General features: G+C 71.5%; 17 protein-coding genes. 15 read left to right on the forward strand and 2 right to left on the reverse strand.

Annotated elements, in window-relative coordinates:
- The first annotated feature begins 182 nt into the window (after window positions 1–182).
- Window positions 183–794, forward strand: a complete 612-nt coding sequence (locus IEY17_RS04150) for a DUF2057 domain-containing protein (protein WP_188985634.1) — start codon at window positions 183–185, stop codon at window positions 792–794.
- A gap of 90 nt (window positions 795–884) precedes the next feature.
- Here IEY17_RS04150 and IEY17_RS04155 read toward each other — a convergent pair whose 3' ends face one another.
- Both IEY17_RS04155 and IEY17_RS04160 read right to left on the reverse strand, forming a co-directional pair.
- Entirely contained in the window at window positions 885–2384 is a 1500-nt protein-coding gene (locus IEY17_RS04155; protein ID WP_188985636.1) for a sodium:solute symporter, read from the reverse strand.
- Between the two features lie 8 nt (window positions 2385–2392).
- Window positions 2393–3550, reverse strand: coding sequence for an anhydro-N-acetylmuramic acid kinase (locus tag IEY17_RS04160; protein WP_188986270.1), 1158 nt, complete (start codon window positions 3548–3550; stop codon window positions 2393–2395).
- Between the two features lie 129 nt (window positions 3551–3679).
- Between IEY17_RS04160 and ftsY the strand changes: the two genes are divergently transcribed.
- The 14 genes from ftsY to trmD all read left to right on the forward strand — a co-directional run bounded on the left by ftsY (window position 3680) and on the right by trmD (window position 18179).
- A complete protein-coding gene (ftsY, locus tag IEY17_RS04165; protein WP_188985637.1) occupies window positions 3680–5083 on the forward strand; it encodes a signal recognition particle-docking protein FtsY in 1404 nt (467 codons plus the stop codon).
- A 203-nt stretch (window positions 5084–5286) separates the two neighbouring features.
- Complete coding sequence (locus IEY17_RS04170) at window positions 5287–6486, forward strand: CynX/NimT family MFS transporter (protein WP_229679834.1); 1200 nt, start codon at window positions 5287–5289, stop codon at window positions 6484–6486.
- Between the two features lie 122 nt (window positions 6487–6608).
- Window positions 6609–7946, forward strand: a complete 1338-nt coding sequence (locus tag IEY17_RS04175) for an ammonium transporter (protein ID WP_188985638.1) — start codon at window positions 6609–6611, stop codon at window positions 7944–7946.
- Entirely contained in the window at window positions 7943–8281 is a 339-nt protein-coding gene (locus IEY17_RS04180; protein ID WP_188985639.1) for a P-II family nitrogen regulator, read from the forward strand. Before IEY17_RS04175 ends, IEY17_RS04180 begins: the two co-directional genes overlap by 4 nt.
- Before the next feature lie 456 nt (window positions 8282–8737).
- Window positions 8738–9322 carry an AAA family ATPase gene (locus IEY17_RS04185; protein ID WP_229679835.1) on the forward strand — a complete coding sequence of 195 codons (585 nt, stop codon included), beginning with the start codon at window positions 8738–8740 and terminating at the stop codon, window positions 9320–9322.
- Between the two features lie 290 nt (window positions 9323–9612).
- Window positions 9613–11337, forward strand: a complete 1725-nt coding sequence (locus tag IEY17_RS04190; protein WP_188985641.1) for a DEAD/DEAH box helicase — start codon at window positions 9613–9615, stop codon at window positions 11335–11337.
- A gap of 191 nt (window positions 11338–11528) precedes the next feature.
- Window positions 11529–13070, forward strand: coding sequence for a signal recognition particle protein (gene ffh, locus IEY17_RS04195; RefSeq protein WP_188985643.1), 1542 nt, complete (start codon window positions 11529–11531; stop codon window positions 13068–13070).
- Complete coding sequence (locus IEY17_RS04200; protein ID WP_188985645.1) at window positions 13067–14140, forward strand: metal-dependent hydrolase family protein; 1074 nt, start codon at window positions 13067–13069, stop codon at window positions 14138–14140. The genes ffh and IEY17_RS04200 overlap by 4 nt, the downstream gene beginning before the upstream one ends.
- A 144-nt stretch (window positions 14141–14284) precedes the next feature.
- Window positions 14285–15085 (forward strand): CPBP family intramembrane glutamic endopeptidase, encoded by an 801-nt coding sequence (locus tag IEY17_RS04205; RefSeq protein WP_373289842.1) that lies wholly within the window; start codon window positions 14285–14287, stop codon window positions 15083–15085.
- A gap of 129 nt (window positions 15086–15214) precedes the next feature.
- Window positions 15215–15940 (forward strand): CPBP family intramembrane glutamic endopeptidase, encoded by a 726-nt coding sequence (locus IEY17_RS04210; protein ID WP_188985647.1) that lies wholly within the window; start codon window positions 15215–15217, stop codon window positions 15938–15940.
- A gap of 183 nt (window positions 15941–16123) precedes the next feature.
- Window positions 16124–16552: a 30S ribosomal protein S16 gene (gene rpsP, locus IEY17_RS04215; protein ID WP_188985649.1), complete on the forward strand. Its 429-nt coding sequence runs from the start codon at window positions 16124–16126 to the stop codon at window positions 16550–16552.
- A complete protein-coding gene (locus IEY17_RS04220; RefSeq protein ID WP_010305954.1) occupies window positions 16549–16788 on the forward strand; it encodes an RNA-binding protein in 240 nt (79 codons plus the stop codon). The genes rpsP and IEY17_RS04220 overlap by 4 nt, the downstream gene beginning before the upstream one ends.
- A gap of 8 nt (window positions 16789–16796) precedes the next feature.
- Complete coding sequence (gene rimM / locus IEY17_RS04225) at window positions 16797–17330, forward strand: ribosome maturation factor RimM (protein ID WP_188985651.1); 534 nt, start codon at window positions 16797–16799, stop codon at window positions 17328–17330.
- A 60-nt stretch (window positions 17331–17390) separates the two neighbouring features.
- On the forward strand, window positions 17391–18179 hold the full coding sequence (trmD, locus tag IEY17_RS04230) for a tRNA (guanosine(37)-N1)-methyltransferase TrmD (RefSeq protein WP_188985653.1): 789 nt from the start codon (window positions 17391–17393) through the stop codon (window positions 18177–18179).
- Window positions 18180–18353: the final 174 nt, after the last annotated feature.

Below are 18353 nucleotides of genomic sequence, written 5' to 3' on the forward strand. Positions count from 1 at the left end.
AACAGCTGACCGGAGGCATTAGGGTGGGCAGCCACACGGTGTTGGAGAGCCCGATTCCGCGTGCGAGAAGATGTTCGGCGGCCCGGCATCGAGCCGTGGGGGCGGGTGTCGGTACGAAAGAGGGCGCGGGGTTTCGCCCACATACCCCGAGTGCGGGGTCCCATCAGGTACAGGAGGCTTCCATGACCAACCCGTACGGCCCGCCGCCGGGCAGCCAGCCGTACCCGCAGCAGGGCCCGATGGCTCCGCCGCCGGGCGCTTACGGCCCGCCGTCCGGTCCGCAGCCGATGCACCCCCCCATGCCGCAGCCCCCGATGCAGCAGGGGATGCCGCCGCAGGGCTACCCGCAGCCGGGCATGCCGCAGCCGCCCGCGCCGATGCCGCAGCCGATGGCGCCTCCGCCGCCCGGCATGGCGCGCATCATGATCGACTGCTCGTACTTCTGGCTGGCCTGGATGCTGATGTTCTTCAAGCCGCAGGTCACCATCAACGGCCAGCCCGGCCCGATCCTCAACTGGGGCAAGACGCCGATCGACCTGCCGCCCGGGCAGCACCAGATCCAGATCCACGTCAACTACCTGTGGCGGGTCGGTAACGCCACTGCGGTGATCCCGGTGAACGCCGGCCAGCAGGTCGACGTCTACTACGCGGCACCGGTGATCGTGTTCGTCGACGGCGCGATCGGACCGGTGCCGCAGAAGGCCCCCGGCATGGGGCTGGCGCTGGGCATCATGGGCGGCAGCATCGGCCTGTGCTTCCTGATCGTGCTGCTGTCGATCATCTCCGCCCTCTGAGCTTCGCTGCGCAGATCGGTGGTTCCGCTCGGGTGGCCACGCTACGTCAGAGGGGCCGCGGTTCGCCGGGAACCGCGGCCCCTCGTTGCGTCAGGCGTTGTCGGCGCGCTCGGCGACGGCTTCCCGCGCCGGGCGGGGGTGGCGCAGCGACAGCAGACCGCCCACCACGAGCGTGACCGCGACGCCGATCGGCGTGTACCAGGGGTAGGCCAGCGGGGCGTTGCCGCCCTCGCCGTCGGGGAAGGTGACCCCGAGGATCACCACGGCCATCACCGCCACGGTGGTCAGGAACGCGATCACCGCGTCGGTCTGCGTCGCCCGCTTCACCGCCAGGCCCAGGAAGAACGAGCCGAGCAGCGCGCCGTAGGTGTAGCCGGTGATGCCGAGACCCAGCTCGATGACGGGGTTGTCGGTGCTGGTGAACATCGACGCGAACCCGAACAGCACCACACCCCACACCAGCACCCAGATCTTGGCCTGCCGCAGCACCGCACGGTCGTCCAGCGGCCGCCTGGTCAGCCGCTGGTACACGTCGGTGACGGTGGAGGTCGCCAGCGAGTTCAGCGAGGAGCTCATGGCCGCCGCCAGGATGCTGGCGATGAGCAGGCCCGCGATGCCCGGCGGCATCTCGGTGACGATGAACGTGGGGAACAGGTCGTCGTTGGTGGCCATGCCCATGTCCCTGGGCTTCGCCCCCTCGTAGAACGACCACAGCATGGTGCCGATCAGCAGGAACAGGCCGAACTGGAAGAACACCAGCACGCCGCTGCCGATCAGCGCGCCCTGGCCGGCCCGCAGCGTCCGCGTGGCCAGCAGGCGCTGCACGATCAGCTGGTCCGCGCCGTGTGAAGCCATCGACAGCATCGCGCCGCCGACGACCGCGGTGACGAACGCGTACGGCTCGGTGACGATCGACGCGCCGAAGTCGAACAGCTGGAACTTGCCGGCGTCGACGGCGCTGGTGAACCAGTCGGCGGGCAGCTTCCCGGCGAGCACCACGACGGCGATGATGCCGCCGAGGACATAGAGGATCATCTGCAGCGCGTCCACCCAGACCACGGCGCGGGTGCCGCCGAGGTAGGTGTAGAGCACGGTGACGATGGTGATGACCAGGATGATCTGCCAGAAAGAGACGTCGAAACCGGCGGCCGCCAGCATCACCTTGACCGGGATGGCGGTGGCGAACAGCCGCACCCCGTCCGCGAGCAGGCGGGTGATCAGGAACGTCGCGGACGCGGTGACCTGCACCCGGGACCCGAACCGCTTGCCGAGGTAGGCGTAGGCGGTGACGAGTTCGCCCCCGTAGTAGCGGGGCAGCAGCACGAAGGCGACCACGATCCGGCCGATGAGGTAGCCGATGGCCAGCTGCAGGAAGGTGAACGACCCGAGGTAGGCGACGGTCGGCGTGCTGATCACGGTCAGCGTGGAGGTCTCGGTCGCCACCACCGCGAAGCACACCGCCCACGACGGCATGTTGCGGTCGCTGACGAAGAAGTCCTTCGCGGAACGCTGTTGACCGGCCAGCAGGACACCGAGCAGCGGTACCAGGACCAGGTACCCGATGATGATCGTGACGTCGACGGGATGCACAGGTCCTCCTAGCTGGGCTGCACGCGCAGCCGTTTCGGCTGGTGGGTGGCGGGGTCGGGTAGCCGCAGCGGCCCGGCCCCCGGGGTGATGCTGCCCAGCATGCGGGGTCCGCCGGCGCCGGTACAGCCCGGCGTGTTGCCGGTCATGCCGTGCCAGGTGAGGAACCCGAGCAGCGCGGACAGGTGGGCTTCCTTGCCGTCGGCGGGCAGCCCGAGCTCGTCGCTGACGAGCACCGGCACATCGAGCCGGCGCCGCAGCGCGGCGAGCAGGACGGGGTTGCCTACGCCGCCGCCGGAGGCGACGACCTTCCTCGCCCCTTCGGCGCGGCAGGCGTCGGCGACGGTGCGGGCGGTGAGTTCGGTGAGCGTGGCCAGCAGGTCAGGGCCGTCGACCGGTGTGGGGACCGCGTCCAGGACGTGCGCCAGGTAGTCGGCGTTGAAGTGTTCCTTGCCGGTGGACTTCGGCGCCGGGCGGCGGTAGTACTCGTCGGCGAGCAGCAGGTCCAGTAGGTCGTGGCGGACGGTGCCGGTCGCGGCGATCCTGCCGTCGGTGTCCTGCGCGGTGCCGGTCAGCTGGTGGGCGGCGAGGTCGAGCAGCGCGTTGCCCGGCCCGGTGTCGTAGGCCCGCGGGTGCGGGCCGCCGACGACGGTGATGTTGGCGATGCCGCCGATGTTGAGCGCGACGGTGGTGCCGGGCTCGTCGGCCAGCCACAGGGCGTCGAGCACCCCGACCAGCGGGGCGCCCTGCCCACCGGCGGCCACGTCGCGGGCCCGCAGGTCCGACACCACCGGCAGCCCGGTGGCCTCGGCGATCCACGCCGGCTGGCCGATCTGCAGCGTGCCGCGCGCCGTGCCGTCCGGCTCGACCCAGTGGTAGAGGGTCTGGCCGAGGGAGGCGACGAGGTCCGCGTGGCCGCCCGCGAGCTCCACGCCGACCAGGGCGGCCGTGGCGAACGCCTGCCCGACGAGGGTGTCGAGCCGGCACAGCTGCGCCGGACTGCACTGCGCCGGGGGCAGCGCGGCGAGCAGCTGTTCGCGCAGCGCCGTTGGGTAGGGGACCACGTCGTGGCCGAGGGACCGGCATGCGATGGTGTCGCCGTCCAGCCGCAGCTCGACGGCGGCCACGTCGACACCGTCCATCGACGTGCCGGAGATGAGCCCGAGCACCCGCACAGGTGTGGTGTATTCCACACGGCCCGGTAAATGCAAGCATCATCCGCGCATTGTTGGTGAATTGCCCACTCGCCTGCGGCGGGGCGCTCCGGGGCCGGTCTGTCCAGGTGGGAGGATGGGCGTGTGACGACCTCTACCCTGATCCTGATCCTCGTCGTCGTCGCGGTCGTGCTGGCGGTCGCGGTGGTCGCCGGTGTCGTGCTCAACCGTCGGCGGCGGATCAACCTGAGCGAACGGGACGAGAGCGCGGGCCCGGCCGGGGCCGTCAAGGGCGGCGGGTACCGCGCCGACGGCGGCATCAGCCTGTCCAGCGGCGGCGTCACCACGGTCGCCCCTCCGGAGCACCCTGCGGGCGAGCGCACCGAGGTGGAGGGGCAGCCCGGAGTCGGCGACGACGCGGCCGTGCCGCGCGACAGCGAGCGGCGCGGCATCGTGGACGTGCCGCTGCCGGACAATCCGACCGCGACCGCGCCGGTCGAGGAGCCGGTGGAGAAGCCGGTCGAGGAACCGGTGGTGCCGCCGCAGGAGCGCGTCGAACCGGTGCCCGAGCCGGCGCCCGCCGAACCGGCCGTGCCGGAGATCGAGGAGATCCAGCCGACCACGGGGCGGCTGGAGCGGCTGCGCGGCCGCCTGTCCCGGTCGCGGTCCACGCTCGGCCAGAGCCTGCTGGGCCTGCTCGGTGCGGGTGACCTCGACGAGGATTCCTGGGAGGAGATCGAGGACACCCTGCTGATGGCCGACCTGGGCGCGGCCACCACCACGGAGATCACCGAGCGGCTGCGCACCGAGATCGCCAGCCGCGGTGTCCGCACCCCGGAGCAGGCGCGTGCGCTGCTGCGCGAGGTGTTGGTGGACGCCCTCGGCCCGGACATGGAGCGCGCGGTGCGGGCGCTGCCGCACGGCGACCCCGCCAACGGCGGCAAGCCCGCGGTGGTGCTGGTGGTCGGTGTCAACGGCACCGGCAAGACCACCACCACCGGCAAGCTGGCGCGGGTGCTGGTGGCCGACGGCCGCAGGGTGCTGCTGGGCGCGGCCGACACGTTCCGCGCCGCCGCCGTCGAGCAGCTGGCGACCTGGGGCGACCGCGTGGGGGCCGAGGTGGTGCGCGGCAAGGAGGGCGCGGATCCGGCGAGCGTGGCGTTCGAGGCCGTCAGCCGTGGCACCGAGACCGCGGTGGACGCGGTGCTGGTGGACACCGCGGGCCGCCTGCACACCAAGACGGGCCTGATGGACGAGCTCGGCAAGGTCAAGCGGGTCGTCGACAAGAAGGCCCAGGTGGACGAGGTTCTGCTGGTGCTGGACGCGACCACCGGCCAGAACGGCCTGACCCAGGCCCGGGTGTTCTCCGACGTGGTGGACGTGACGGGCATCGTGCTGACGAAGCTGGACGGCACCGCCAAGGGCGGCATCGTGTTCCAGGTGCAGCGCGAGCTGGGGGTGCCGGTGAAGCTGGTGGGACTCGGCGAGGGTCCGGACGACCTGGCCCCCTTCGAGCCCGGGGCCTTCGTCGACGCCCTCCTCGACTGACCAACGACGACCACAGCCCCCGCGCCGATCGATCCCGCGGGGGCTGTTCGCTGTTTCAGGGATCACATTCCCGCGCGTTCCGACCCGGGTGATCGGGGCCCTAGATTGGTCAGACCGCACGCGGCCGCTGCGGCGGCGCACGCGGTGATCGAACCCAGCCTGACGTCCCTGCGGGGAGTGCTCGGCGAGCAGTGGAGGGCGCAGTGAGCCGCATCCAGACCCGCCCGGCGGGCACCGCCGCGGTTGTCACCATGGTGCTGGTGGCGCTGGCGTTGCGGCCGCCGTTCACCGCGGTCGCACCGCTGCTGTCGCGCATCCAGCACGATCTGGGCGTGTCGACCACCTTCGGTGGTGTGCTGACCACGCTGCCGGTGGTGTGCCTGGGCGTGTTCGCCTTCGTGACGCCCACGCTGCGGCAGCGCTTCGGCGACGAGAGGGTGCTGGTCGGCTGCCTGGTCGTGCTGCTGGTCGGCACCTGCCTGCGGGCCCTGGGTTCGGCGTGGACGCTGCTCGGCGGCACGGTCGTGGTCGGGGCCGGCGTCGCGGTGGCCAACGTGGCGATGCCCGGGCTGATCAAGCGGGACTTCCCGGACAACGTTCCGGTCATCACGGCCGTCTTCACGATGTGCCTGACCCTGGGCGGTGCCGTCGCGGCCAGCGTCGTGGTGCCGCTGGGTGCCGTGGTGCGGTCGGCCTGGCAGGCGCCGCTCGGGCTGCTCGCGGTTCCCGTGTTGCTGGCGCTGGTGATCAGCGTGTTCGCGCTGCGTCGCAGTTCCGGTGCCCCGCCGCGGCCGTCGCGGCCCGGCCAGCTGTGGCGCACCCCGCTGGCCTGGCAGGTGACGCTGTTCATGGGCCTGCAGTCGGCGATGGCCTACGTGGTCTTCGGTTGGCTGCCGACCATGCTCCAGAGCCGTGGAATGAGTCCGGAGCTGTCCGGGCTGGCGCTGGGCATCCAGGCTGCGGTGCAGGCCGTGGGGTCGATGTCCGTGCCCGTGCTGTGCCGCCGCTTCCGGGACCAGCGGCCGATCGCCGTGGTGCTGGCCGTGATGGTGGCGGTGGGGTTCGCGGGCATCCTGGCCGGTCCCGCGGCGGGACTGTGGCCTGCGGCCGTCGTGCTCGGTTTCGCCCAGGGCGCCGGCTTCGGTCTCGCGCTGACGATGTTCGGGCTGCGGTCGCCGGACAGCGACACCACCACGGCCCTGTCCGGGATGGCGCAGGGCACCGGCTACCTCATCGCCGCGGCCGGTCCGCTGCTGGTCGGGCTGCTCTACGACGTGTCCGGGGACTGGACCGCCCCGCTGGTCCTGCTCATGGTCTGCACCGCCGGGTGGCTGGCCGCGGGGCTGCTGGCCGGACGTCCGCGCCACGTGCCGTCGGTGATCGGCGCGGCAACACGCCGGTAACCTCACAACACACCCGTAACGCATGGTGAGCTCGATTTCACCGGGGCGAAACAACGAAACGGGCCGCCTGAAACAGACATTCCCCAGGATGCGGCGCAACTCGGTCCGCACGGGGAGGCAAGGTGAATTCAGGCGACACCGCATGGGTGCTCGTGAGCGCGGCCCTGGTGCTGCTCATGACCCCTGGTCTGGCGTTTTTCTACGGTGGCATGGTGCGCTCGCGGGGCGTGCTCAACATGCTGATGATGAGCCTCGGCAGCATCGGCGTGGTGGGCGTGCTGTGGGTGCTCATCGGCTACTCGACCGCCTTCGGTTCGGACGTCGGTGGGCTCGGTCTGCTCGGCAACCCCGCGGAGTTCTTCGGCCTTGGCCAGCTGCTCGGTGAGGACCAGGTCTCCGGCAGCGTCCCGACGCTGGCGTTCGTCGGTTTCCAGGCGATGTTCGCGATCATCACGGTCGCGCTGATCTCCGGTGCGATCGCCGACCGGGCCCGCTTCGGCCCGTGGCTGCTGTTCGCCGGGTTGTGGGCGATCGTGGTCTACTTCCCGGTCGCGCACTGGGTGTTCGCGTTCGACACCACCGACGACGCGGGCAACGTGACCGCGGTCGGCGGCTGGATCGCCAACCGGCTTGCCGCGATCGACTTCGCCGGTGGTACGGCGGTGCACATCAACGCCGGTGCCGCCGCACTGGCGCTGGCCCTGGTGCTGGGCAGGCGCGTCGGCTGGCCGAAGGACCCGGGCAAGCCGCACAATCTGCCGTTCGTGGTGCTCGGCGCCGGTCTGCTGTGGTTCGGCTGGTTCGGCTTCAACGCGGGTTCGGCGCTGGCCGCCAACACCACCGCGGCCGTCACGCTGGTCAACACCCTGGTGGCCACCAGCGCGGCGATGCTGGGCTGGTTGCTGGTCGAGCGCATCCGCGACGGGCACGCCACCACGCTGGGCGCGGCGTCGGGCATCGTCGCTGGTCTGGTCGCGATCACGCCGGCGTGCTCCTCGGTGACGCCGCTGGGCGCGATCGCGGTCGGCGTGATCACCGGTGCGATCTGCGCGCTGGCGGTCAGCCTGAAGTACCGGTTCGGCTTCGACGACTCGCTGGATGTCGTGGGCGTGCACCTGGTCGGTGGTCTGGCGGGCACCCTGCTGGTCGGGCTGTTCGCGTCCTCGGCCGCCCCGGCCGGTGTGGACGGACTGTTCTACGGCGGCGGCTTCGACCAGCTGTGGCGGCAGGCTGTCGGCGCGGTCGCCGTGCTGGTTTACTCGTTCGTGCTCAGCCTGGTGCTGGCGCTGCTGGTCAAGGCGGTCGTCGGGTTCCGGGTGACCGCCGAGGACGAGACCGTCGGCATCGATGAGACCGAGCACGCCGAGACCGCCTACCACTTCGGTGACGACCGCTCCGCGCGCCGTTCTCCCGTCCCGGCCGACGAGGTTGCACGCAAGCTGGAGGGCAGCCGCGCATGAAACTGGTGACCGCGATCGTTCAACCGTTCAAGCTGGACGATCTCAAGGAGGCGCTGGGGCGGCTCGGGGTGCTGGGCATGACCATCAGCCAGGCCCAGGGCTACGGGCGCCAGAAGGGCCACACCGAGGTGTACCGGGGTGCCGAGTACGCCGTGGACTTCATCGACAAGCTGCGCGTCGAGGTGCTCGTCGAGGAGGCCAACGTGGACAAGGTGGTGGACGGGATCGTGACCGCCGCGCGCACCGGCAGGGTCGGTGACGGCAAGGTCTGGGTGACCTCGGTGGACACGGTCGTGCGGGTCCGCACCGGCGAGACCGGACCCGAGGCGATCTAGCGTCGTGTGCTCCGCGGGGCACCTCCGGCTGGTCCGGCCGGAGGTGCCCCGCGTCGTTTTCGCAGGACACGAGCTGGTCTGCGGGCTGTCGCCCGGGCCGGATGAGTAACACTACGCACCCGTATTCAGGGGGCTTCACGGTCTCGCCAGAGGCCCGCCGACCGGCAGACTTCTCAGTGCGACGCGACGAGGAGAGGCAAGCCGGAGGGGGACCCGCCCGTTCTGGGGGTCGGGCGGGAGAACCGGAGCCCTGCTATCGCTTCGAGGGGGAGGAGCCCGCGTGGTGGCCCGGAGGTCATCCACGCGGGGATGGTGGTGACTCGACGTACCACCCCAGGGGGATGGGGCGGGAGGCGGTCCGAAGGGGGAGCGGGCCGCCTCCCGCTTTTCTGCCCGGTGGCGTTGCCCACGCGCCTCGCCGGCCAAGATCGAGCAACGCGTAACCTTGGTGCCGTCGTGGACTTACCGGACGTACTCCCCGGGGCAGCCAGCCCGCCGCCGGCAGTGCGCATCGAGCGCCGGTCGCTCGTCGTGCTCGCCGGGTTGCCCGGCGCGGGCAAGAGCACGGTGCTCGGCAAGTTGCACGGCGCCACCGACCTCGCCGCGCTGGACTCCGAGCAGGCCCGGGCCCGGCTGCGCAGGGTGGTGCCCGCCGCGTTGCCCTACCGCTACTACCGGCCGCTGGTGCACCTGATGCACCGCACCCGCATCGCCTGGTACTGCCTGTGGACCACGGACCCGGTCGTCGCGCACGAGCCGGCGACCCGCGCCACCACCCGCGCCATGCTGCTGTTGTTCGGCCGCCTCACCAGGCGCCAGCTGGTGCTGGTGTGGCTGCACGCCGACCCGCGTGAGGCGTTGGCCGGGCAGCGGGCCAGGGGACGGCTCATCCGCCCGCGGTCGTTCCTGCGACACGTGCAGCGCGCCGACCGCATGCACCGCAGGCTGCGCGGCGGGGACCTGCCGCGCGGCTGGCAGCGGGTGTACCTGTTCACCCGCGATCAGGTCGACGGCGGGTTGCGGCTGGATGTCGCGGGGTGACGTGCGTCCCGTTGCCCCGGGGCCCGCGGTCCGCGCGTTGCAGACGATCGCTAGGGTAGGCACCTGGTGCGGTGCCACGAAGCCGCACCAGGCTGAGCACGATCGAGCTGCGGGTGACTGGCAACAGGGTTGAGCGTCCAGCGGTACACGCGGTTCGAACTGCGCGAACGGCGCACTGCGGCGGGCCGAGCTCCCGAGCCCACGACCAGCACCTCGTGGTCTCCGGGCGGGTAGTGCCGGGCCGTTTCCGTACCCGTCAGCCTGACCCCAGCGAGGAGATCCGCGCCAGCATGCCCACCTTCGACGAACTCGACCTCGACCCGCGCGTCCGGCAGGTGCTGGGCGAGATCGGCTACGAGACGCCGTCGCCCATCCAGGAGAAGACCATCCCGCTGCTGCTGGAGGGGCGCGACGTGCTGGGCCTGGCCCAGACCGGCACCGGCAAGACCGCCGCGTTCGCCCTGCCGATCCTGTCCCGGCTCGACCTCGACGCCACCACCCCGCAGGCCCTGGTTCTCACCCCCACCCGGGAACTGGCCATCCAGGTCTCCGAGGCATTCCAGCGCTACGCCGCCCACCTGCCCGGTTTCCACGTGCTGCCCATCTACGGCGGCACGAGCTACGGGCCGCAGCTGGGCGGTCTGCGCCGCGGCGCGCACGTCGTCGTCGGCACCCCCGGCCGGTTGATCGACCACCTGGAGAAGGGCTCGCTGGACCTCACCGGGCTCCGGCACGTGGTGCTCGACGAGGCCGACGAGATGCTGCGGATGGGCTTCATCGAGGACGTGGAGCGGATCCTGCAGGCGGTGCCCGCCCAGCGGCAGGTCGCGCTGTTCTCCGCGACCATGCCGGGCGCGATCCGCAAGATCAGCCAGTCCTATCTCAACGAACCGGCCGAGATCTCGGTCCGGACCAAAACCAGCACCGCCACCAACATCAACCAGCGGCACGTGCCGGTGCGGGCGGCCGACAAGCTCGACGCGCTGACCCGGATCCTCGAGGTCGAGCTGTTCGACGCGATGATCGTCTTCGTCCGCACCAAGCAGCTCACCGAGGAACTCGCCGAGAAGCTGCAGGCCCGCGGCTTCAGCGCGGCGGCCATCAACGGCGACATCGCGCAGGCGCAGCGGGAACGCACCATCGGCCAGCTGCGCGACGGCCGGATCGACATCCTGGTCGCCACCGACGTCGCGGCCCGCGGCCTCGACGTGGAACGCATCTCGCACGTGCTCAACTACGACATCCCGCACGACACCGAGTCGTACGTGCACCGCGTGGGCCGCACCGGGCGGGCCGGGCGCAGCGGCGAGGCCATCCTGTTCGTCGCGCCCCGCGAACGCCACCTGCTGCGGGCCATCGAGCGCGCCACCCGGCAGAACATCCCGCAGATGGAGCTGCCCAGCATCGACGCGGTCAACGACCGCCGGCTGGCCAGGTTCGCCGACAGCATCACCGACACCCTGGCCAAGGGTGGGCTGGAGGTGTTCCAGGAGCTGGTCCGGGAGTACGAGCGCACCCACGACGTGCCGATGGTGGAGATCGCCGCGGCGCTGGCGGCCATGGTGCAGGGCGACCGGCCGCTGCTGCTGGATCCCGAACCGGGCGCCGAGCCGTCGCGTGACGGGGACCTGTTCGAACCCAGCACCTCGGAGACCGAGACCTACCGGGTCGAGGTCGGCCGCCGCAACCGGGTCACGCCGCGCGCCCTGGTCGGGGCGCTGGCCAACGAGGGCGGCGTGCCCAGCAAGTACATCGGGCACATCGACATCCGCAGCGAGCACACCCTGATCGAACTGCCCGCGGACCTGCCGGACGAGCTGCTCAGCAAGCTGCGCAACACCCAGGTCGCCGGGCGCGGCCTGCGCATCAGCCGCGCCGAGGACGAGTTCATCAGCCGCCGCCCGCGTCGCCCCGGCCGCGACCGCGGCGACCGGCGACCGCACCGCAAGGGCCAGCGCGCGCCGCAGTCGCGGTCCTCGGCCGGCAAGCGCGATCTGCGGCACAGCGGCGCGTAGCGCCACCTCGGGGACGGTCGGGCGAGGGCAGGCGTGCTCGCTCACCTGACTCCGCGGTGAGCACCGCCACCCGGGCGGATGTGCGGTGCTCGCCGAACTCCGCCACGCAGCCGACGCCGGGCGGTAGGCCGCGCCGGTTACCCTCGCAGTGGTACCCAGGTACACCCATCGACTCTGGAGCCCGTGAACCCGTGTTCGACACTCTCACCGACCGGCTCACCTCGGTCCTGACGAACCTGCGCGGCAAGGGTCGGCTCTCCGACGCCGACATCGACGCCACCGCGCGGGAGATCCGCATCGCCCTGCTCGAAGCCGACGTGGCGCTTCCCGTGGTGCGCAGCTTCATCAAGGGTGTCAAGGAGCGGGCGAAGGGCACCGAGGTCTCCCAGGCTCTCAACCCGGCCCAGCAGGTCATCAAGATCGTCAACGAGGAGCTCGTCACCATCCTCGGCGGCGAGACCCGGCGGCTGCAGTTCGCCAAGACCCCGCCGACCGTGATCATGCTGGCCGGTCTGCAGGGTTCGGGTAAGACCACGCTGGCCGGCAAGCTCGCCAAGTGGCTCGCCGGGCAGGGCCACACCCCGCTGCTGGTGGCCTGCGACCTGCAGCGCCCGAACGCGGTGAACCAGCTGCAGGTGGTCGGCGAGCGCGCCGGGGTGCCGGTGTTCGCCCCGGAGCCGGGCAACGGCGTCGGCGACCCGGTGGAGGTGTCCCGCCGCAGCCTCGACGAGGCCCGCCGGGCGCAGCACGACGTCGTCATCGTTGACACCGCCGGCCGGCTGGGCATCGACGAAGAGATGATGAAGCAGGCCGCCGACATCCGGGACGCCATCACCCCGGACGAGATCCTGTTCGTCCTCGACGCGATGATCGGTCAGGACGCGGTGAACACCGCCGAGGCGTTCCGCGACGGCGTCGGGTTCTCCGGCGTGGTGCTCACCAAGCTCGACGGCGACGCCCGCGGTGGTGCCGCGCTGTCGGTCCGCGAGGTCACCGGCCAGCCGATCATGTTCGCCTCCACCGGCGAGAAGCTGGCGGACTTCGACGTCTTCCACCCTGACCGGATGGCCAACCGGATCCTGGGCATGGGCGACCTGCTCACCCTCATCGAGCAGGCCGAGCAGGCGTTCGACCAGGAGCAGGCTGAGAAGGCCGCGGCGAAGCTGGGCACCGGCCAGCTGACCCTGGATGACTTCCTCGAGCAGATGCAGGCGGTGCGCCGGATGGGCCCGCTGCAGAACCTGCTGGGCATGCTGCCGGGCGCGGGCCAGATCAAGGAGCAGCTGGCCAACTTCGACGAGAAGCACCTGGACCGCATCCAGGCGATCATCCGCGGCATGACGCCCGCCGAGCGGGCCGATCCGAAGATCATCAACGCCTCCCGTCGTCAGCGCATCGCACGCGGCTCCGGGGTGACCGTCACCGAGATCAACGACCTGGTCAACCGGTTCTTCGAAGCCCGCAAGATGATGCAGCAGATGGCCGGCCAGTTCGGCGGCTTCGGCGGGGGCGGCAGCAAGAGCCGCAAGGGCAAGAAGGGGAAGAAGGGCAAGAAGGGGCGCGGTCCGACGCCACCGAAGGGCATGCGCGGGCTGCCGGGCGGCTTCCCCGGCCTGCCCCCGGGCGGCCTGCCGCCCGGCATGGGCCCGGACCTGTCCAAGATCGAGAGCGGCCTGAACGATCTCCCCGCCGGGTTCGACCCCTCGAAGCTGAAGTTCGGAAAGAAGAAGTGAGCGCGCTGCACCTGCGCGCCGTCGTGCTGCCCGACGGCGTGCACCGCGACATCTGGATCCACGACGGCCGGATCAGCCTGGAGCCGGTCGCCGACGCCAAGACCGTGTTCGACGGCGGCTACGCGCTGCCCGGCCTCGTGGACGCGCACTGCCACGTCGGCATCGGCGCGGAGGGGCCGGTCGAGCTCGACGAGGCCGCCACACAGGCGGCGACCGACCGCGACGCCGGGACGCTACTGATCCGCGACTGCGGCGCGCCGATTGACACCCGGCCGCTGCAGGAGCGCGAGGACCTGCCGCGGATCATCCGCGCCGGGCGGCACCTGGCCCTCCCCAAGCGCTACCTCCCGCACCTCGCCGACCAGCTGGAGGACCCGGCTGAGCTGCCCGCGGCGGTCGCCGAGCAGGCCGCCCGCGGCGACGGCTGGGTCAAGCTGGTCGGCGACTGGATCGACCGGTCGGTGGGCGACCTGGCGCCGCTGTGGAGCGACGACGTGCTCGCCGAGGCGATCGCGACGGCGCACCGGATGGGCGCCCGGGTCACCGCGCACGTCTTCGGCGAGGACGCGCTGCCCGGCCTGATCGCGGCGGGTATCGACTGCATCGAGCACGGCACGGGACTCACCGACGACACCATCGAGCTGATGGTGCAACACGGCACGGCCCTGGTGCCCACACTGATCAACATCGAGAACTTCCCGTCCTTCGCGGCCGCGGCCACCAGGTACCCGGCCTACGCCGCCCACATCACCGACCTCTACGCGCGCGCCGACCGCACCGTCGCCAAGGCCATCGAGGCGGGCATCCCGGTGTACGCGGGCACCGACGCGGGCGGTGGCATCGCGCACGGCCTGCTCGCCGAGGAGGTGCTGGCGCTGTACCGGGTGGGGATGTCCACCGAGCAGGCGCTGGGCGCGGCCTCCTGGGAGGCCCGCACGTGGCTGGGCTGGTCCGGGCTGGAGCACGGCGCCCCGGCCGACCTGGTGTGCTACGACACCGACCCGCGCAAGGACCTGGCCGCGCTCCGCGATCCGAAGCGGGTCATCCTGCGGGGCGCCGTCGTCCGCTGACCCCCAGCTCCCACGATCAGGGGACCAGCGGTTTGGCTGGTGAACGCTTAGCGTGGAACCAGCGGCGGCGTCCGGGATGCCGTTGCGGAATCGTCGACACGCACCCCGGCGCACCCGGGGTGCGTGCTGTTGAGGGGAGCAGGCGTGGGGGAACAGCCCGAGCGGGGCTCGCAGCCGCCCGGGGAACCGGCACCGGGCACCAGCGACCGGGACCTGCGCCCGCGGTTCTGGGAGGCCCAGCTCGAGGCCGCCCGCCGCGGTTCGCTGGCGTGGGGGTTCGCCGCGTTCTTCCTCGGCTACGGCGGCTACTACCTGACCGTGCTGATCCTCAACGCGGTGCACCCGGGTCGCCGGGGTGGGTTCGACCCGGCCACGCCGCCGAACACCGGGCCACTGCTGCTGCTCGCCTTCGCACCGAACATCCTGCTCGGGCTGGTGCCCGCGGTGTTCTCCTGGTGGCGCGGGCGCGGGCTGCGCTCGGACTTCGGCATCCGGCCCACCCGGCGCGATGTCAGGGTGGGCCTGGTCTGCGGGCTGTGCGCCCTGCTGGGCTCCTGGACGCTGTCCCTGGTGATCATCGCCGTCAGCGGACCGCCACCGGAGACCGACCTGGCCAGGCTCATGCAGGGCGAACGGACCATCTGGCTGTTCCTGTTCGCGCTGTTCGCCTTCCTCGGCGCGCCGTTGACCGAGGAGCTGCTCGTGCGCGGCGCGCTCTGGGGCGCGCTGGAGCACTACCGCATCCCGCGCTACGCGATCCTGGTGCTGACGGCCATGATCTTCGCCCTCATTCACCAGGAGGTGTGGCGGACCCCGGTGCTGTTCGTCGGCGGCCTGGCCATCGGCGCGGCGCGGATGATCACCGGCCGGGTGGCCGCCAGCATGGTCGCGCACGCGACCAACAACTTCCTGCCCGCACTACTGCTGTTCACCGTGGCGGGGTGAACAGCAGCTGCCGCCCGTTGATCAGACGGAGGTAACCTGGCGGCTCCGCCGGTGTCCGCACGCCGACGTCACCACGCGTGAGCCGGGACGGGAAATGCCCGGCCGCCGACCGGCACCACGGAGGCGCCCGTGAGCACATCGCAACCGCTCGTCCCGACCGAGCCCCCACCCACGCGGACCCACCGGTGGGGGCTCGGTGCGTTCTTCTTCGCCCAGGCCGTGTTCGTGCTGGTGTCGGTCGTCCTCGCCGCCGCGCTGAGCAGCCCGGACGCGCTGGCCCTGGTCGCGATGCTGGTGCTGCCGACCGTGCTGGCCGGTGCGGTGGCGGTGCTGATCACGCTGGTCCGCGGCAACGGTCCGCGGCTGGACTTCGGCCTGGAGTGGCGCTGGTCGGACGTGACCACCGGGCTGGCCATCGGCGGCATCGGCCTGGTCACCACCACGATCGCCACCACGCTGTGGGTGCGGTGGATGGGTCCGCAGGAGGGGCAGTCCACGGTGAGCAGCCTGCTCGACGGCGTGCAGCTGCCCCCGGCGCTGGCGGTGGTGATCTTTTTGCACGTGTGGCTGATCGCCCCGCTCTGTGAGGAGCTGATCTACCGGGGCCTGCTCTGGGGTGCGATGGAACGGCTGCGGTGGAGCCAGCTGCACGTGTTCGTGCTCAGCACCGCGGTCTTCGCGATCGGGCACCTGGAACCGGAGCGGACCGCGTTGCTGCTGGTGGTCGCCATCCCGATCGGCGTGGCCCGTATGGTGACGGGCCGCCTGACCGCCAGCGTGGTGGCCCACCAGGTGAACAACTTCCTGCCCGCGCTCGGGCTCCTGCTGATCTCCCTGGGCCTGATGCCGTCCTGAGGTGGGGTGGCCCGCCGCCCCGTGCATCCCCGACGTGGGGCATCTGGCACAATTGTTGTTCGCCGCGAGGGGTCCCTCTCACCGCTTGTGGCCGATTGAGGAACGAGCATTCCACTCCGCTGCCCCACACGGCTTGGCATGCTCACCGGAGCACGAACGAGAGTCTGAGGAGCACCAGCACCCGTGGCTGTGAAGATCAAGCTCGCGCGGATCGGCAAGATCCGCGAGCCGCACTACCGCATCGTCGTCGCCGACGCCCGCACCCGCCGCAATGGCCGGGCCATCGAGACGATCGGGCAGTACCACCCGAAGGAGAACCCGAGTGGCATCATCGTCAACTCGGAGCGGGTGCAGTACTGGCTCAGCGTCGGTGCGCAGCCGACCGACCCGGTGCGCAACATCCTGGAGATCACCGGCGACTGGCAGAAGTTCAAGGGCCTGCCGGGTGCCGAGGGCCGGCTGAAGGTCGCCGAGCCGAAGCCGAGCAAGAAGGAGCTGTTCGAGGCGGCCCTGGCCGCCGCCAACGAGGAGCCGGCCGTCGAGGCCACCACCCCGAAGAAGAAGGGTGGCAAGAAGGCCGAGGAGCAGAAGTCCGAGGAAGGTCAGGCGTGACGGTCCTCGCGGACGCACTTGAGCACCTGGTGCGCGGCATCGTCGACAACCCCGACGACGTCCGCGTCCAGCTGCTCACGACCCGGCGCGGTCGCACCCTCGAGGTGCATGTGAACCCGGATGACCTGGGCAAGGTCATCGGTCGCGGTGGGCGCACCGCGACCGCGCTGCGCACCGTCATGTCCGGCATCGGCGGGCGCGGCATCCGGGTCGACGTGGTGGACACCGACCGCTGAGCACCACCATGGGCGAACGAGAGCCGGAAACCCTCGCCGTGGGCCGCATCGTCCGGCCGCACGGTGTGCGGGGGGAGCTCGTTGTCCAGGTGCTCACCGACAGCCCGGAGCTGCGCTTCGCGCCCGGCTCGGTGCTGGGCCTCCAGCGACGCGGGGCCGAGCGCGCGGAGAACCTCACCGTGACAGCCGCCCGGCCGCACGCCGGGCGGCTGTTGCTGCGCGCGGAGGGGGTCGAGGGCCGGGACGCGGCCGAGGAGCTGCGCGGCGCGCTGCTCACGGTCAGCTCCGACGAGCTCGAACCGACCGAGGACCCCGACGAGTTCCACGACCACGAGCTGGTCGGCCTGCGGGTCGTGGACACCTCCGGTGCGGAGGTGGGCGAGGTGCACGAGGTGGTGCACACCCCGGCCGGCGAGCTGCTGGCCGTGCGCACCGCCGACGACCGGGAGACCCTGGTGCCGTTCGTGGCCGAGATCGTGCCCGAGGTCGATCTCGAGGCCGGACGCCTGGTCGTCGATCCGCCAGAGGGTCTGCTCGGATAGAACGACACGAACCACGCCGCCCTCGCCGTCCGCGGCGGGGGCTTCTCGCTTCGAGGGCCCATGCGCATCGACGTCATCACGATCTTCCCGGACTACCTCAACCCGCTGCGCGAGGCACTGCTGGGCAAGGCCATCGAGCGCGGGCGGATCGAGGTCGCGGTGCACGACCTGCGGGACTGGACCCACGACGTGCACCGGGCCGTGGACGACAGCCCCTACGGCGGCGGCCCCGGCATGGTGATGAAACCGCAGGTCTGGGGCGAGGCACTGGACGCCGTGTGCGGGACGGGGCCGACGCCGCGGCTGGTCGTGCCGACGCCGGCGGGGCGGCCGTTCACCCAGCAGACCGCCGTCCGCTGGTCCGCCGAGCCGCGGCTGGTCTTCGCGTGCGGCCGCTACGAGGGCATCGACCAGCGGGTCATCGACGACGCCGCGGAGCGGATGCCGGTGGAGGAGGTCTCCATCGGCGACTACGTGCTGGTCGGCGGCGAGGCCGCGGTGCTGGTGATGGTGGAGGCCGTGGTCCGGTTGCTGCCAAGTGTGCTGGGCAACCCGATGTCGGCCGAGCAGGACTCCTTCTCCGACGGACTGCTGGAGGGGCCGTGCTACACCCGGCCCGAGGTGTGGCGCGGGCGGGCGGTGCCGGACGTGCTGCGCTCCGGCAACCACGCCGCCATCGCCCGCTGGCGGCGCGACCAGGCCCTGGCCCGCACCTACGAGCGGCGCCCGGAACTGCTGGCCGCGCTGCCGGACGGGACCCTGGACGCAGCCGATCTCGCAGTGCTCGATAAACTCCGGGAGTCGGAGCGATCCGACGAGTCCCGGAACGCCGGAGACGCACCCCGCTGACCTCGTTCGGCGGGGGGTGCTTCCGACACCGGAAAGCGGATCTGGCACACTGGAACGGTTGTTGCAGCCGAACGGCAGGTTCGGCGTGCCCAGAAGCAAGTTCATCCCGTGTCGCCAGCGGTGCCCCACCAGCAGGGCGGGCCATCGACATGCAAGAACACGGGTGCCTTCGAC

Source organism: Saccharopolyspora thermophila (assembly GCF_014646075.1).
GTDB lineage: Bacteria > Actinomycetota > Actinomycetes > Mycobacteriales > Pseudonocardiaceae > Saccharopolyspora > Saccharopolyspora thermophila.

Excerpts from the sequence above, each read along its gene's own strand:
- IEY17_RS04150 (WP_188985634.1), top strand. The coding sequence starts at position 183 with ATGACCAACCCGTACGGCCCGCCGCCGGGCAGCCAGCCGTACCCGCAG.
- IEY17_RS04180 (WP_188985639.1), top strand. The coding sequence starts at position 7,943 with ATGAAACTGGTGACCGCGATCGTTCAACCGTTCAAGCTGGACGATCTC.
- IEY17_RS04190 (WP_188985641.1), top strand. The coding sequence starts at position 9,613 with ATGCCCACCTTCGACGAACTCGACCTCGACCCGCGCGTCCGGCAGGTG.
- rimM (WP_188985651.1), top strand. The coding sequence starts at position 16,797 with ATGGGCGAACGAGAGCCGGAAACCCTCGCCGTGGGCCGCATCGTCCGG.
- trmD (WP_188985653.1), top strand. The coding sequence starts at position 17,391 with ATGCGCATCGACGTCATCACGATCTTCCCGGACTACCTCAACCCGCTG.